Below are 15,076 nucleotides of genomic sequence, written 5' to 3' on the forward strand. Positions count from 1 at the left end.
TCGTTTTATTTGGTTTATAAAGAATCATAAAGAAAAAAAATTGCATATTGAGGGGGCTGAAATAAAGGAATATTTCAGCATTCCTTATTTCTATTATTTATCGAAGGCAAAATTATGGGTAGTGAACTGCAAATTACCTACATATATCTTTAAAAAGGAAAATCAGGTTTACCTACAAACATGGCATGGAACACCATTAAAGCGATTAGCTCATGATATTGATGTGAGTGAAGATACTACATTTTATCGTTCAGGTGTCAGTTATGAACAGATGTGCCATTCCTATGATGTAGATGTCGCAAGATACAATTATATGATCAGTCCAAATGCCTTCTGTACGAAAGTTTTTCAAACATCTTTTAAAATCAATAGAGAAAGATTGATTGAAACAGGATATCCTAGAAATGATTTTATTTCGAATGCGACAAAAGAAGAATATGATGCGATCAAGAATAAGTATCATTTGCCTATAGATAAAAAAATTGTATTGTATGCACCAACATGGAGAGATAATTCTTATGTTTCTGCAGGATATACTTTTGAATTGAAGGCAAACTTTAGAAAATGGAAAGAAATTTTAGGTGAAGATACAATTGTTGTATTTAAGCCACACTATCTAATCATTAATACTTTCAAAGATGATCCAGAATTAGATGGATTTTTGTATTCCATTCCTGCTCAAGCAGAAATCAATGAATTGTATGTGATTAGTGATGTATTGATTACGGACTATTCAAGCGTCTTCTTTGATTATGCGATATTGAAAAGACCCATCTATTTCTATATGTATGATTTAAAAGAATATGCGACAGACTTAAGAGGATTCTATTTAGATATTCATAAGGACATTCCAGGTGAAATCTATATGGATGAAGAAACATTGTTGATGGATATTAAAAATGAAGTTTATGACTATTCTAAATTGAATGATTTTAATCTTTATTTTAATAATCATGAAGATGGAAATGCTTCTAAAAGAGTAGTAGATATCTTATATAAGGCGGTGCAATAAAATGGGATTAAGCAAAATAATCTTAAATGTTGCCTTATGGGTCGTGGACGTTTTAACATTTTATGTGCATCCTAAAAAGAATCGAATTACTTTTATTAGTTTAACACAAAGTGAATTGTCAGGTGATTTTAAACTCATTGATAAACAATTACGTCATGAGAATAAGTATGATATTCATTATATATTATTAAAGTTTGAAAAAAATCTATGGGGTGATTTTAAATATTTCTTGAATTGTTTAAAACAGTTAGTTGAAATAAAAAAATCAAGTCTTGTGATTTTAAATGACAATAACTATGTGATTAGTCATATGAAACCAACCAATGTCAAAGTGCTACAAGTTTGGCACGCGTGTGGAGCCGTGAAAAAATTTGGTAATCAAATCAAAAGACAATATCCTGTACGTAATTATGATTATGTTCTATGTAATGCTGAATATTGGAAGGAACCATATTCACAAGCTTTTGGGGTAAATACAAATCAAGTGTTAGTGACTGGAATGCCAAGAATTGATACTTTATTAAATAGAAATGAAAGAGATGAGTTCTTTTTGAAATATCCAGAATTAAAAGATAAGAAATTATGTTTGTATGCACCTACTTTTAGGGGTAACATTATCGATGGTTTTAAAATTCAGTCTTTTGATTTCACAAAAGTAAAAGATTACGTGGTTCTATATAAATTTCATCCATTACTTGGAGATATTCAATGCAATGGTGGAGTGAACATGAATAAGGAAGACTTGTATACATTGATGCAAGTGAGTGATTGTTTGATTTCGGATTATTCAAGCGTAATATTTGATTACTCTTTATTAAATAAACCAATGATTAGTTACATTCCTGATGTAAAAGAATATAAACATAATATTGGATTGAACATTGATTTTGATGATTTTCCAGGACCTGTATGTACAGATGAAGATCAACTCGTCAAGGCGTTAGAATTTAAAAATTATGATTATAATAAATTGTCTTATTTCCAAATAAAGTACATGGTATATACGGATGGAAAAAATACAAGTCGAGTCATTGATACAATTAATCAGATTATGGAAGAGGTATAGGTCCTCTTCTTTTTTTACATTAATGATGAAAAAAATTACATTTTTCACTTGAAAATAAATGTAAATTATAGTATTATACAGTCAACGCATTGATATGGAAGAGTAATTCACTACGTTTTAGCCTAGAGAGATATTGTTTGGTGGAAAATATCGTAAAGCTAGAGAATGAAAATCACCATGGAGTGGCTATAGCGATAATGTAGTTATAGACGTATGTCTTACGATATAAAGACTAGATGTGATAGCATCGATGAGAGCATTCATTAGAATGAATTAGAGTGGTACCGCGGAAGAATAAGATTATTATTACCTTTCGTCTCTGAAGTTGTTAATTAGGCAACAAGAGACGGAAGGTTTTTTTTGTTGCAGAAAGGGAGAATTTGAGAATGAAAAAGAAAGAGAACACAAAATTGAATCGATCATGGATGGCTGCATTTTCAGTGGCCACAACCGCGTTTGCTGCACACGCAGGCGGAGGATTTGCGACAGGAAATCAGGAAAACACATGGTTTGTTAGTTTAGGGTGGCCAGCTATTGTTGGGGTTGCCGTTGCGATGTTACTTTTATCTATGACAATTCGTGAAGGTCAGATTATGATGAATTCAAGAGGATTAAAAACGTATAAAGAACTATTTGAATGTTTATATCATCCATTTGATAAATTAGAATTATTATTTGAATTATTCTTTAATATCATGGTTTTAATGGTTGTTGCATCATGTATCTCTGGTGCAGCCAGTGCATTAACACAATACTTTGGATTGAATTATTATCTAGGAACATTTGTGATTGGCCTTGTTGTATTATTCTTAACAATTTTTGGCGTAGATTTGATTCGTAGAGCAAGTACATATATGGGTGTAGTAATCTTAGTTCTAGCTGTTTCTATTTATACAGTAGGTTTATTAAATGGACACAATTTATTAGATGTTATGCGTGTTGATTTTTCAGTACATGGATGGAGTCAACTTCCAAAAGCAGTTTGGAACGGTGTTACTTATTCAGCTTTCCAATGGGTTACAGTACCAGCTATCTTAGTTTGTGGAACAAGTGTTTTAAAAACAAAACAAGATTGTGATCGCTCAATGGCATTAACATTCACATTAAATATGTTAGGATTAGGTCTTGCCGTATTAATGTTACTTTGTTGGCAACACTATTATTTGACTCAGCCAAACGGAACAACTTTACCAACGTTAACAACATTAAAATCATTTGGAGCAAATTGGCTTGTAGCACTATATGGATTGGTATTATTCTTATGTTTGATCTCAAGTGCAGTTTGTGTCATCTTTGGATTTGTGAATCGCTTTGAAAATGTGAAATTCCTTCAAAAAGTTGAAAATGTACCTGTACGTAGAGCTTTAGTTTCTGCATTCATCATGGTAGTTTCTATGGGAATCTCATTTGTAGGACTAACAAACGTTGTTAAGTATGGCTATGGATATTGTGGATATCTAGGTATCGCCATCATCATCGTCCCATTGTTGACAATAGGATTCTATAAGAATCGTAAATTCATGAAAGAAAATGCACAAGACGCAAAAGTTTCTTTTGAAGAAGCATACGAAAAAAATTAGACGGGAAATCAATTTCCCGTCTTTATTTCTTCCATTTTCTCATCAAGCGTCTTACAAATCTTGGCACACTCTAGTAATTCTTTATCAATTTCATCTAAGCGTTCTTTTGATAAGTTCTTCTTATAGCGAATCTTGTGTTCTAGACTTGCCCAGAAATCCATCGCAATGGTTCTAAATTGTACTTCCACCTTAACCCATTTTTTCTCATCTGATAAAAAGATAGGGATTTCTACAATTAGGTGAAGACTACGATATCCATTTTCTTTAGGATTTTGAATATAATCTTTTTTTTCAATCAAGCGCACATCATCTTGGCTAAGAAAAGAGTTGGCCAAAGAATAAATATCTTCAGTGAATGAACATACCACTCGAACACCGGCAATATCAAATAGGTTGTTTTCAATGTTTGGGATGGTTAAAGCAAGATTCTTTTTTTGAAGCTTTTTAAGAATGCTGGATTGCGATTTAATACGCGTATGAATCGATTCAATGGGATTGCGATCATAGAATAGGGAGAATTGTTCATTAAGAACTTTAAATTTAGTTTCCACTTCCATTAACGCGCAATTATAATAGGTCATCATTTGACGATAGGGAAGAGTACTTTCTTCTACAAAATCCGTAAAAGCATCAACTAATTTCAAATTTGCCATAATTACTCCTTGAATGTGACTTCAATCGTATAATCATCTGTATCTGGGATAATGGAAATGATCTCTTTAATACTTTTTTCTGTGTTCTTTTGAGCCGTTTTCATTAATCCCTTTTTCTTGGCTTCAGATAAAGCCTTCTCTTTTTGCTCTACCGCAAAAGCTTTATAGTCACTCACACTGATTGGATTAAAAATATTTTTTGTTTCATCATAGACTTCAATACTTGATTCATCGATTGAATTTGAAAGAACAGTTGGCTTATTAACTGTCACATGAATAGTAGAATCGTTGATCTCTACATTTGCCTTAGATAAATCTGTACCCAATTGAATTTCCCCTTCAAATGTTAGTATGAAGTATTTGTTTGTCAAAGGAATAGACCAGCCATTCAGACTTAAAGAATTTTCAAATTTTCCTACTTTCGCATAATGATATTTTGTGGTTACCAAATCACTTGCCTGTTCAATTCGATTCTGAATTAATGTCGATGTGATTTCAGGTTCCGTTTGTTTATTCGCAAAGAACATACCGCCTACAAAGGCAATTAAGATAAAGACAACAACAAATAAAACTTTCTTTAAATTTTTCATAAGTGACCTCCTCATTAAAATTGTATCATAAATGAATAAAGTAAATAAACCGACATACATAGTGTCAAATTATTGAGTATAGTAAAAACACGACGGAAACGATTATATGTTATAATGGATAGCGTGGAGGGTTTTCATGACTAAAGTAGAATTTCAGAAGGCTTGTTTAGAAGCCGGTATCCAATTAAATGAAGAACAAATGAATCAATTTGAAAAATATATGCAGCTTCTTGTTGAATGGAATGAGAAGATGAACTTAACGGCAATCACACAGGAAGAAGAAGTATGGGAGAAACATTTTTATGATTCAATCATGCCGTTTTCAAATATTAAATTTGAAACAATGTGTGATATTGGCTCAGGCGCAGGATTTCCAGGTATCCCTGTAAAAATTGCATTTCCACATGTTCATATGACTTTGGTGGAGCCATTACAAAAGCGTTGTCGTTTTTTAAATGAAGTGAAAACTCAATTGAACTTGGATAATCTCGATATACTAAATGTTCGAGCTGAAGATTTGGCAAAAGAAAAACGTGAATGTTTCGACGTGGTCAGTGCGCGTGCGGTTGCTAAACTATCTATTTTATTAGAACTTTGTGTTCCTTTTGTGAAGATGGATCATACTATGGTGGCTTTAAAAGGTAAGAATGGTCACGAAGAGTTGATCAATGCGCAAAAGGCAATTGATACATTAGGTGTTGAATTGATTGATGAAGAAAAATTTATGATTGAAGAGGATGCAACACGCATTAATTTATATTTTAAAAAGGTAAAACATACGCCAAATAAATATCCTAGAGCGTATGGGCAAATCAAGAAAAAACCTTTGGAGGGTTGAGTATGGGAAAAGTTATTGCAATTTCGAATCAAAAAGGTGGAGTAGGTAAAACTACGACATCTATAAATTTAGCAAGCGGACTTGCACATGTAGGAAAAAAAGTATTGTTGATTGATTTCGATTCGCAGGGAAATGCAACACAAGGATTAAATGCGAGTCAAAATAATTCACAAGCAACGATTCACTCTGTATTAATGGAGGGAGTTCCTATTCAGCAGGCCATCGTACCTAAAATGAATCCAAGAATTGATATTGTTCCAGCCAACATTAATTTAGCTGGAGCTGATTTAGATATGGACAAAATGGAAGCCGGCAAAGAAGAATTATTAAAAAAAGCCATTGCACCTATTCGAGATCAATATGATTACATTATTATTGATTGTCCACCATCACTTGGACTATTGAATACCAATGCATTGACAGCAGCTGACAGTATTTTGATTCCAGTACAGTGTGAATATTATGCATTGGAAGGAGTTACGCAGTTGTTGATCACAATTCGTCTTGTCCAAAGAACAAGTAACCGAAATTTAAAAATTGAAGGTATTTTATTAACAATGTTTGATATTCGTACAAGATTAAGTGTAGAAGTTTCGCAGGATGTGCGTCAAACTTTTGGCAAGCTTGTATATCAAAATTCTATTCCGAGAAATGTAAAATTATCGGAAGCACCTAGCCGCGGCATGTCTATTTTTGAATATGATCCAAAAAGTACAGGAGCCAAGGCATATGCTGGTTTAACTGAAGAAGTACTAAAACGTAATTCAAAGGAGGCATAGCTATGGATAACAAAAATAATGCTCGTTTAGGAAAAGGATTGTCCAGTATTTTTGGGCAAGATGTTTCTAAAGTATTAGATGATATTCAAAATGGAGATATGGAAGTTGAAAGACAGGAACAGTCAAAAATTCCTGTGGATGAGATTCGTCCAAATCCATATCAGCCTCGTAAAGTATTTAATGATGAAGCTTTAAAAGAATTAAGTTCATCAATTAAGCAACATGGTGTGTTTACGCCGATTCTAGTTAAAAAAAGCATTCAAGGATATGATTTGATTGCCGGTGAAAGAAGATTAAGAGCTTCAAAACTTGCCGGATTAAAAGATATTCCAGCTATCATTGTTGATTTTGATGATCAGGAAATGATGGAAATTGCTTTGTTGGAGAATATTCAGCGTGAAGATCTAAATGTAATAGAAGAAGCAAAAGCGTATGAAAAATTAATTCAACGATTAGGATATACACAAGAACAGTTAGCTCATCGTGTCGGAAAATCACGTGAACATATCACAAATTTATTGCGATTGTTAAAACTTCCAGAAGATGTCCAGGAATACGTTGTGAGTAAACAATTAAGTATGGGGCATGTACGAGCTTTACTTGGTCTTAAGACAGAGGCAAGTATGCGTAAAGTCGCTAAACAGGCTATTGATCAAGGTTTGTCTGTTCGTAAAGTAGAACAAATTGTAAAAGATACAAACAATAAAAAAACGATAGAAAAGCCAAAAGAAGATATTTATGTGAAGGCAGCTAAAGAAAAGCTTCAGGAATTCTTCCAAACATCGGTATCTATCAGTAAAAATGCCATTTCTATTCATTATGAAAATAAAGAAGACTTAAATCGAATACTAGAATTATTGAACCTAGTTGAAGAAGAATAAGTCTTCTTTTTTTGACAAATGTTCTGTTTTTTGTATAATATTCATTATTCATGGAGATGTAGTAAAAAAATAGCGCCAGGACTAAGTATTTAGTTGACGAGGACCAGACTTATCGAAAGATTCGGCGGGTAGTCTGGAGGTTGATACAACCTTTAACGATGGACAAAACCAATGTGTGAACATTGAACAAAGCCATTTGGTATCCTCCATGATAATAATTTATAGGAGGATTTTTTATAATGTGTGGAATCACAGCGTACGCAGGTAAAGAGAGTGCTTTACCATTTTTATTGCAGGGTTTAGAAAAACTCGAATATCGAGGATACGACTCTGCAGGCGTGACTCTAGTTTCGAATCACCATCTAGAAACGTATAAGGCGAAGGGGCGTCTAACAAATTTAAAGGAATTGTTGAATGAAAAAGAACATCCTGAACATACAGGAATTGGACATACACGTTGGGCAACACATGGTGTTCCAAGTAATATGAATTCACATCCTCATACAAATGAGAGTGAAACAATTTCAATCGTGCACAATGGAATCATTGAAAACTATGCATCAATCAAGGAATGTTTATTAGAACAAGGATATACATTCCAGTCACAGACGGATAGTGAAGTTATCGTTCATATGTTGGATTACTATTATCAAGGCGATATGATGTACGCTTTAAAAAAATGTGTGCAATACCTTCAAGGTAGTTTTGCGCTATGTGTAGTTTGTACAGATTATCCTGACTGCGTTTTTGTCGCAAAAAAAGAAAGCCCAATGATTTTAGGAAAAACAGATACATCTGCATTTTGTGCAAGTGATATTCCAGCTGTGTTAGATTACACAAAAGATATTTGTGCTTTAGAAGATGGACAGATGGCCGTATTAAGACCCGGAAGTATTGAAGTCTATGATTTCTTTGGGGATCCCGTTTCAACAACTTGGATGCATATCTCATATGATGCTTGTGCAGCTCAAAAAGGTGGATATGATACTTTTATGCAGAAGGAAATGCATGAACAACCGTATGTGATCAAAGAAACATTGAGAGCTCATATTGAAAATAATTTGGCTATGCCAGAATTATCTGGTTTAGATGTTTCAAAAATCAATCAAATTTATTATGTTGCGTGTGGAACTGCTTACCATGCGAGTTTGTATGCTCAATACTTATTGCGCACATGGATTGATTTACCAATTTACTGCATTAGTGCAAGTGAGTTTAGATATGGAAATTATCGAATTGATGAAAACACTTTATGCATCTTTGTTTCACAATCTGGAGAAACGGCCGATACTTTGGCAGCATTAAAACTTTCGAAAGAAAACAAAGCCCAAACACTATCTGTGACAAATGTGTTAGGTTCTAGTTTAGCTCGATTATCTGATTACGTTTTATATACTTGTGCTGGACCAGAAATTGCGGTCGCAAGTACAAAAGCTTATACAACACAACTTGTGTTGTTGGCATGTCTATGTTTAAAGTTAGCGTCTTTATTTAATAAGGGTGTGGCATGTAAAAATCATATGATCAATCAGTTGAAACAAATGCCAGATGTAGTTGAACAAATGCTTGCACAAGAAGAAAAAATGGCTGAATTTGCTAAACTGTTAACGAATCAAAAAGATGCCTACTTTATTGGTAGACAACTGGATTATTTAAGTGTTTTAGAAGGTGCGTTAAAACTAAAAGAAGTTTCGTATGTGCATGCCGATGCATATATGGCTGGTGAATTGAAACATGGTCCAATCGCATTGATAGAAAAAGATACAGTTGTGATTGCGCTAGCTACGCAGCCTAGTGTTGCACAGAAGACAATTTCGAATATTTTGGAAACGGTTGCTCGAGGAGCCAAGGTCATTTTGATTGCTTCACAAAGCCAAAATACGGAAGGCTTTGAGTATGTGATTCGCATTCCAGATGTAGATCCATTACTAAGTTGTATTCCGGCAACAGTTTTATTGCAGGAATTAGCTTACTATGTCGCAAAAGAAAAAGGTTGCGATGTAGATAAACCTCGTAACCTTGCGAAAAGTGTAACTGTAGAATAATTATTCTTTAATTTCAGTGATGATATAGTGAATGGTTTGATCTAAACCATGCTCAGATAAATATTTTAATAAATGATGGATGAGGGCGTCTGTTTCAGGATGAATCAGAATTTTACCTCGTCCATTTTCATAATATTCAAGTGCACTAGAGTCTGTGTACTTTTCTTTTTGATAAATCATACTTGCAGCGACTCGATCACAAAACATTTCAATGACATAGTTTGTAGGCATCTTACATGCATAAATGCCATCTACTCCAAAATCAAGCCAATATTCCCAATGATGTTTGTTTCTTCCTTTATGATGTAACCAACCTAATGAATAGCCTTTTTCTTCTTTCTCGGCATCTATAGGAGAGCGGAATCCTTGATAATAATGAAAACCTGTCTTTAATTCAATATAAGAGTATTTGCTTAAATCATGGAGTAAACCTTGTTTATATAGGTGACAACGAAAACAAAGCCAAGTAACTTTTAATTTGTGCTTGTTGATTGTATGTAAATGAGATAATGCTTTATTCATAAATTCACTTCTTTCTTGCCTATTCTATCATAAATTAAGAAAACCATTCTAGTGTAGGCATCTAGAATGGTTTCTTTTTGTTTATTATTATTTTTAAAAGAGAGATATGAATAAATGAGGATTGGATTTAAAATTGAACTTAATTTTCATGATTTACATAAAAATCTAGTGTATATAGACAAATGTTTGTGAATGAAATACGAAAAGCTAAATGAAAGCGAATACAATGAAAATGCTTGATATAAAGACAAAATGCTGTGTTTTGTTCATGAAAAATATACATAAATGTAAATTTGTGTGTAAATTTCTTTCTTAAACCCTTGAAAACGTGTTTCTAACATAGTATAATTTCTTCACACATAGTGAGCAGACTATAGGAGGAAAGAGAAATGAATAAACAAAGAATTGTTGCTGGTTTAGCATCTGTAGCAATGGCTTCTACTTTAGTAGCATGTTCAGGCGGATCTAGCAGTAACGCAAAAACATTAACAGTATCTGTAAACCAAAGTTTAACTGGACAGTTTACGCCTCAATATGCATCAAGTGCTTATGATCAATATGTAGTAAACTTATGCTACGAATCAATGTTAAAGTACAATGCGGATAACGAATTGGAACCAGAATTGGCTAAAGAATTACCAGAAGTAAGTGCAGATGGTTTAACATTAACTTACAAATTGGAAAAAGGACACAAATTCAGTGATGGAACTGAAGTAACTTCAAAAGACGTTAAATTTACATTCGCAACATTAGCTGATCCAAGCTATGCTGGTCCTAATGGTGGTGGATTGGAAAACCTAGTAGGATATAAAGAATATAATAGCGGAGCTGCTAAAGAATTAACTGGTATTGAAACTCCAGATGATTACACAGTAGTATTCCACTTAGTATCACCTCAAATCGATGCAATCGCAAAATTTGGTGGAATGGGAATCACTAGTGCAGATCACTACTCAAAATACAAACAAGGTAAAGTAAAAGTTGTTGAAAAGAACCAAGAAGAATCATGTGGTTCTGGTGCTTACCAAATAAAGAGCTATGATAAAGCAAGTGGAGCTTCATTTGTTCGTAATGAAGAATTCAAACCTGAAAAGGGACAATACCAAGTAGATCGTATTGTTATCAAGAAAACAGATGTAACTACAGAAGTTTCTGAATTGAAAAAAGGAACAGTTGATTTAATTCCAGATGTAATTGAAACAAATAAAGTAAGTGAAGCAAGTCAAGATAAAAACATGGCATTCAACTACTACTCTCGTAGTGTTGTTGGTTTCGTAGCTATGAACGCTAACAATGGAGCTACAGCTGACAAAGCTGTACGTCAAGCATTGATGTATGCGACAGATCGTCAAGGATTCTGTGATTCTTACTTCGGATGGGATAAAAAAGCAAGTGACGAAGTTAAGAAAGTTAAAGGTGGATATGTACCAGCTGCATACTGGAGTCCAGCATCAGTAAACTGTGGTGCCGTTGTTCGTAATGAAGAAACAATCGATGGATTAAATACATATGCATTTGATATGGATAAAGCGAACCAAGTATTAGATGAAGCTGGTTGGGTTCGTGGTGCTGATGGAATCCGTGAAAAAGATGGACAAAAATTAGAAATCAAATTCTTATTGTCAGAAGGTAACTCAGTACTTGAAACTTTAATTCCTATGGTTAAGAAAACTTGGAGCGATTTAGGTGTTGACTTAAAACAAACTACAGTTGACTTCTCTACATTATTAAGCAACATTCAAGATGAAAGCCACGATAGCGAATGGAATATGTGTTTCTTAGCTACTAGCTTTACAGATAACCAAGATGCTGGAGCTAATGATTCATATACTAATAATCCAAATAACATGGCTGTAAATAACTATTCTCGTATCAATGATCAAGCATTGGTTGACCAATTGACAAAAGCTCGTGCTGAGTCAAATGCAGAAAAATCAAAAGCAGAATATGTTGAAGCTATGAAGATGGCTGCTGATGATGCAGGTTACATGCCAGTTTACTCAGGTATGCAATTCAACCTTTACAATAAGAAAGTTGACTTGACTGGAACAGGAACATTACGTAACTGGTCTCAATCAATGGATACAATTACTGTAAAATAATTTAAAATTTGCACAAAGGTGTGTTAAAATAGTTGATGTTAAAGGACAAATGTTCATTAACAGAAACGTGGCAACGTTAAATAGTCTGCATGAAAAATTCGTGGATTGTTTATAAAATTAAGGGCAAGCCGTATTGACTTGCTCTTATATGCATTTAGTGGATAGAAAGGATCGATAACTATGCTAAAGTATGTATTTAAAAGAATTTTAGCGATGATTCCTGTCCTTTTCATCATTTCAATCGTTATTTTCGGTACTGTAAAGGCGATGCCAGGTGATGAGGTAACAGCTTATTTTGGAGCCGGTTCAAAGGTTACACAAGAACAACGTGATCACGTTCGTGAGTTGTTAGGATTGGATAAATCGTTACCTGAACAATATGTACGTTGGGTTGGACGTATGTGTACAGGAGATTTAGGATCAAGTATTACTCTTAAAAAACCAGTTGGAACTATTATTGGTGACTATGTATGGAATACATTCTATTTGAATGTTGTTTCTTTAATAGTGGCTTTAATTTTTGCGATTCCAGTTGGAATAAAGCAAGCCGTAAAGAAAGGTTCAGTGTTTGATAACTTCTGGACAGTATTTTCATTGTTAGGAATAAGTGTTCCAACATTCTTCTTTGCCTTAGTATTAATTTTCTTCATTGGTTTGAACATCCCAGGTATGCCAATCAATGGAATGCGTGACACAATGCTTTCAAGTTTTGGTTACTCAAGTATTTTCCAAGAAATTGGAGATATCGCATTACACTCAATTTTACCTGTAATCGTATTGGCGTTTAGTTCATTTGCGTCATTCTCACGTTATGTACGTAACTCTATGGTTGAAGTCATCAACATGGATTATGTTCGTACAGCACGTTCAAAGGGTCTTAAAGAAAAGACTGTTATCTACAAACATGCATTTAAAAATGCTCAAATTCCTTTAGTAACATTACTAGGATTATACATTCCATCATTATTCTCAGGAGCCGTAATTTTGGAATCTGTATTTATCTGGCCAGGAATTGGAAAAGTGTTAATTGATGCGATCAACCAACGTGATAACTCTTTAGTTATGGCTTGTTTGATGTTTAGTGCCTTATTGATGTTGTTAGGTAACTTATTGTCTGACATTTGTTATACATTAGTTGACCCACGTATCAAGGTTGATGAATAGGAGGGAACTATAGATGGCTAAAAAAGATGCTGTAGTATTAGAATCTGGTGAAAAAATTGAATCTATAGGTCCTTGGACCATTGCATGGCGTAAGTTTAGACAAAACCGTGTTGCCATGGCAGGTTTGATTATTTTTATTTTAATTGTTATTGCTGTTATTGTTATACCACCAATGCTTGGATATAGCGTAAATGACTATGATTTATCAAATCCTAACTTAGCTCCAGGAGGAGAACATTTATTAGGAACAGATAAACAAGGTCGTGACTGCTTATTCCGTTTATTCTTAGGTGGACGTATCTCTATTATGGTTGGTGTTATTGCTGCCGTTATCACTGTAATTTTAGGATGTACAATTGGCGGTATTTCTGGATATTATGGTGGAAAATTGGATAACTTATTAATGCGTTTTGCTGAAATCGTTTATTCATTACCATTTACACCAATGATCATTGCGGTTGCCGCAACAATGTTGTGGGTTCCACAAAGTCAAAAAATGTATACTGTATCATTATTGATTGGTTTATTATCATGGCCAGGACTTGCTCGTTTAGTTCGTGGACAAATTTTAACTTTACGTGAACAAGAATTTATGCAAGCTTGTGAAGCTTTAGGTATTTCAGATTTCTCAAAAATCTTTAAACACTTACTTCCAAACGTTATTTCTTTGGTAATCGTAAATGCTACACTTCAAATGGCTAGTGCTATCTTGACTGAGGCTGGTTTATCATTCTTAGGTATGGGTGTGACTGCACCTACTCCTTCTTGGGGTAACTTAATGAACTTGGCACGTGACTCTTACGTGTTCCAAAACTATCCTTGGGAATGGATCCCTGCAGGTTTAATGTGTTTATTAACTGTAATCTCTATCAACTTAATTGGTGAAGGTTTACGTGATGCATTCGACCCTAAAGAATTACAGTAGTAAGGAGGATACACAATGTCTGTAAATAAAAAAGTTATTAAAGTGGAAGACCTTCGTGTATACTTCCATACAAAAAAAGGTGATTCAAAAGCAGTTGATGGAAACCACTTTACAATGTATGAAAATGAAACACTTGCGATTGTAGGTGAATCAGGTTGTGGTAAATCAGTAACTGCCATGTCTATTTTAGGCTTAGTAAGTGAACCAGGAGAAATTATGCCTGGATCAAAAATCGTATATATGGGAAATGTAGACCGTGATGAAGATGGCTTGAACTTAGCAACAGCTACAGATGAACAAATTCGTCATATTCGTGGTAACGAAATCTCTATGATTTTCCAGGAACCAATGTCAAGTTTGAACCCAGTTATTACAGTTGGGGATCAAATTATGGAAAGCATTTTCACGCACGAAGAAGTATCTAAAGAAGAAGCTAAACAACGTGCAATTGATTTGTTGGCAGAAGTAGGTATTTCTCGTCCAGAAAAAGTTGTTGATAACTATCCATTCCAATTATCAGGTGGTATGTGTCAGCGTGTTATGATTGCGATGGCTTTATCTTGTCATCCAAAATTATTGATTGCCGATGAACCTACAACAGCTTTAGACGTTACAATTCAGGCTCAGATTCTTTCTTTAATGAACAGATTAAAGAATGAAACAGGTACATCTATCATGTTGATCACACACGACTTAGGTGTAGTTGCTCAGGTTGCTGATAACGTTAACGTTATGTATGCAGGTAAAGTTGTTGAAACAGCTCCAGTAGAAGAATTGTTCAGCAACCCTAAACACCCATATACAGTTGGATTAATGAATTCAATGCCTTCATTAGCTGAAGAAGGTAAGCGTTTAAATACAATTGAAGGTAGTGTACCTAACCCATTGTATTTACCAAAAGGTTGCTACTTAGCAGATC

General features: G+C 34.0%; 14 protein-coding genes and 1 other annotated feature. Of the genes, 11 read left to right on the forward strand and 3 right to left on the reverse strand.

Annotated features, from left to right (window positions below):
- From ACZQCL_RS00630 to ACZQCL_RS00640, 3 genes are all read left to right on the forward strand, one after another.
- Window positions 1-1,012 (forward strand): CDP-glycerol glycerophosphotransferase family protein (locus ACZQCL_RS00630; protein ID WP_482481504.1); only part of this gene is annotated, 1,012 nt, incomplete at its 5' end.
- 1 nt (window position 1,013) lies between these two features.
- Window positions 1,014-2,078, forward strand: a complete 1,065-nt coding sequence (locus tag ACZQCL_RS00635) for a CDP-glycerol glycerophosphotransferase family protein (protein ID WP_270489671.1) — start codon at window positions 1,014-1,016, stop codon at window positions 2,076-2,078.
- 80 nt (window positions 2,079-2,158) lie between these two features.
- Window positions 2,159-2,402, forward strand: a binding site (T-box leader).
- A gap of 62 nt (window positions 2,403-2,464) precedes the next feature.
- A complete protein-coding gene (locus tag ACZQCL_RS00640) occupies window positions 2,465-3,658 on the forward strand; it encodes a YkvI family membrane protein (RefSeq protein ID WP_418582621.1) in 1,194 nt (397 codons plus the stop codon).
- Window positions 3,659-3,666: 8 nt separating this feature from the next.
- Here ACZQCL_RS00640 and ACZQCL_RS00645 read toward each other — a convergent pair whose 3' ends face one another.
- The gene (locus ACZQCL_RS00645; RefSeq protein ID WP_227993723.1) at window positions 3,667-4,311 is read right to left on the reverse strand and encodes a GTP pyrophosphokinase; all 645 of its coding nucleotides are present in this window, start codon (window positions 4,309-4,311) and stop codon (window positions 3,667-3,669) included.
- 2 nt (window positions 4,312-4,313) lie between these two features.
- Entirely contained in the window at window positions 4,314-4,901 is a 588-nt protein-coding gene (locus tag ACZQCL_RS00650) for a DUF4230 domain-containing protein (RefSeq protein ID WP_227993722.1), read from the reverse strand.
- Between the two features lie 136 nt (window positions 4,902-5,037).
- On the opposite strand from ACZQCL_RS00650, the gene rsmG reads away from it, so the two are divergent.
- From rsmG to glmS, 4 genes are all read left to right on the forward strand, one after another.
- On the forward strand, window positions 5,038-5,739 hold the full coding sequence (rsmG, locus tag ACZQCL_RS00655; RefSeq protein ID WP_117924499.1) for a 16S rRNA (guanine(527)-N(7))-methyltransferase RsmG: 702 nt from the start codon (window positions 5,038-5,040) through the stop codon (window positions 5,737-5,739).
- 2 nt (window positions 5,740-5,741) lie between these two features.
- Window positions 5,742-6,518, forward strand: coding sequence for a ParA family protein (locus tag ACZQCL_RS00660; RefSeq protein ID WP_154555307.1), 777 nt, complete (start codon window positions 5,742-5,744; stop codon window positions 6,516-6,518).
- Window positions 6,519-6,520: 2 nt separating this feature from the next.
- The gene (locus ACZQCL_RS00665; protein WP_154555308.1) at window positions 6,521-7,399 is read left to right on the forward strand and encodes a ParB/RepB/Spo0J family partition protein; all 879 of its coding nucleotides are present in this window, start codon (window positions 6,521-6,523) and stop codon (window positions 7,397-7,399) included.
- A 239-nt stretch (window positions 7,400-7,638) separates the two neighbouring features.
- On the forward strand, window positions 7,639-9,444 hold the full coding sequence (gene glmS, locus ACZQCL_RS00670) for a glutamine--fructose-6-phosphate transaminase (isomerizing) (RefSeq protein WP_419023417.1): 1,806 nt from the start codon (window positions 7,639-7,641) through the stop codon (window positions 9,442-9,444).
- Here the strand turns inward: glmS and ACZQCL_RS00675 are convergent, their stop codons facing one another.
- Window positions 9,445-9,966, reverse strand: a complete 522-nt coding sequence (locus tag ACZQCL_RS00675) for a DUF5662 family protein (protein WP_118116508.1) — start codon at window positions 9,964-9,966, stop codon at window positions 9,445-9,447.
- Between the two features lie 389 nt (window positions 9,967-10,355).
- Between ACZQCL_RS00675 and ACZQCL_RS00680 the strand changes: the two genes are divergently transcribed.
- The 4 genes from ACZQCL_RS00680 to ACZQCL_RS00695 form a co-directional block, all read left to right on the forward strand.
- Window positions 10,356-12,068, forward strand: a complete 1,713-nt coding sequence (locus ACZQCL_RS00680) for an ABC transporter substrate-binding protein (RefSeq protein ID WP_482481509.1) — start codon at window positions 10,356-10,358, stop codon at window positions 12,066-12,068.
- Between the two features lie 180 nt (window positions 12,069-12,248).
- Window positions 12,249-13,232, forward strand: a complete 984-nt coding sequence (locus tag ACZQCL_RS00685) for an ABC transporter permease (protein ID WP_003865731.1) — start codon at window positions 12,249-12,251, stop codon at window positions 13,230-13,232.
- 13 nt (window positions 13,233-13,245) lie between these two features.
- Window positions 13,246-14,157: an oligopeptide ABC transporter permease gene (gene opp4C / locus ACZQCL_RS00690; RefSeq protein ID WP_227991887.1), complete on the forward strand. Its 912-nt coding sequence runs from the start codon at window positions 13,246-13,248 to the stop codon at window positions 14,155-14,157.
- A 15-nt stretch (window positions 14,158-14,172) separates the two neighbouring features.
- Window positions 14,173-15,076: ABC transporter ATP-binding protein (locus ACZQCL_RS00695; protein WP_482481512.1), on the forward strand; the 904-nt coding region annotated here is incomplete at its 3' end.

This window comes from Holdemanella sp. (genome assembly GCF_056804935.1).

What these genes read in the sequence shown, in the direction of transcription:
- ACZQCL_RS00635 (WP_270489671.1), top strand. Translation starts at nt 1,014, where the DNA reads ATGGGATTAAGCAAAATAATCTTAAATGTTGCCTTATGGGTCGTGGAC.
- ACZQCL_RS00640 (WP_418582621.1), top strand. Translation starts at nt 2,465, where the DNA reads ATGAAAAAGAAAGAGAACACAAAATTGAATCGATCATGGATGGCTGCA.
- ACZQCL_RS00645 (WP_227993723.1), bottom strand. Translation starts at nt 4,311, where the DNA reads ATGGCAAATTTGAAATTAGTTGATGCTTTTACGGATTTTGTAGAAGAA.
- ACZQCL_RS00650 (WP_227993722.1), bottom strand. Translation starts at nt 4,901, where the DNA reads ATGAAAAATTTAAAGAAAGTTTTATTTGTTGTTGTCTTTATCTTAATT.
- rsmG (WP_117924499.1), top strand. Translation starts at nt 5,038, where the DNA reads ATGACTAAAGTAGAATTTCAGAAGGCTTGTTTAGAAGCCGGTATCCAA.
- ACZQCL_RS00660 (WP_154555307.1), top strand. Translation starts at nt 5,742, where the DNA reads ATGGGAAAAGTTATTGCAATTTCGAATCAAAAAGGTGGAGTAGGTAAA.
- ACZQCL_RS00665 (WP_154555308.1), top strand. Translation starts at nt 6,521, where the DNA reads ATGGATAACAAAAATAATGCTCGTTTAGGAAAAGGATTGTCCAGTATT.
- glmS (WP_419023417.1), top strand. Translation starts at nt 7,639, where the DNA reads ATGTGTGGAATCACAGCGTACGCAGGTAAAGAGAGTGCTTTACCATTT.
- ACZQCL_RS00675 (WP_118116508.1), bottom strand. Translation starts at nt 9,966, where the DNA reads ATGAATAAAGCATTATCTCATTTACATACAATCAACAAGCACAAATTA.
- ACZQCL_RS00680 (WP_482481509.1), top strand. Translation starts at nt 10,356, where the DNA reads ATGAATAAACAAAGAATTGTTGCTGGTTTAGCATCTGTAGCAATGGCT.
- ACZQCL_RS00685 (WP_003865731.1), top strand. Translation starts at nt 12,249, where the DNA reads ATGCTAAAGTATGTATTTAAAAGAATTTTAGCGATGATTCCTGTCCTT.
- opp4C (WP_227991887.1), top strand. Translation starts at nt 13,246, where the DNA reads ATGGCTAAAAAAGATGCTGTAGTATTAGAATCTGGTGAAAAAATTGAA.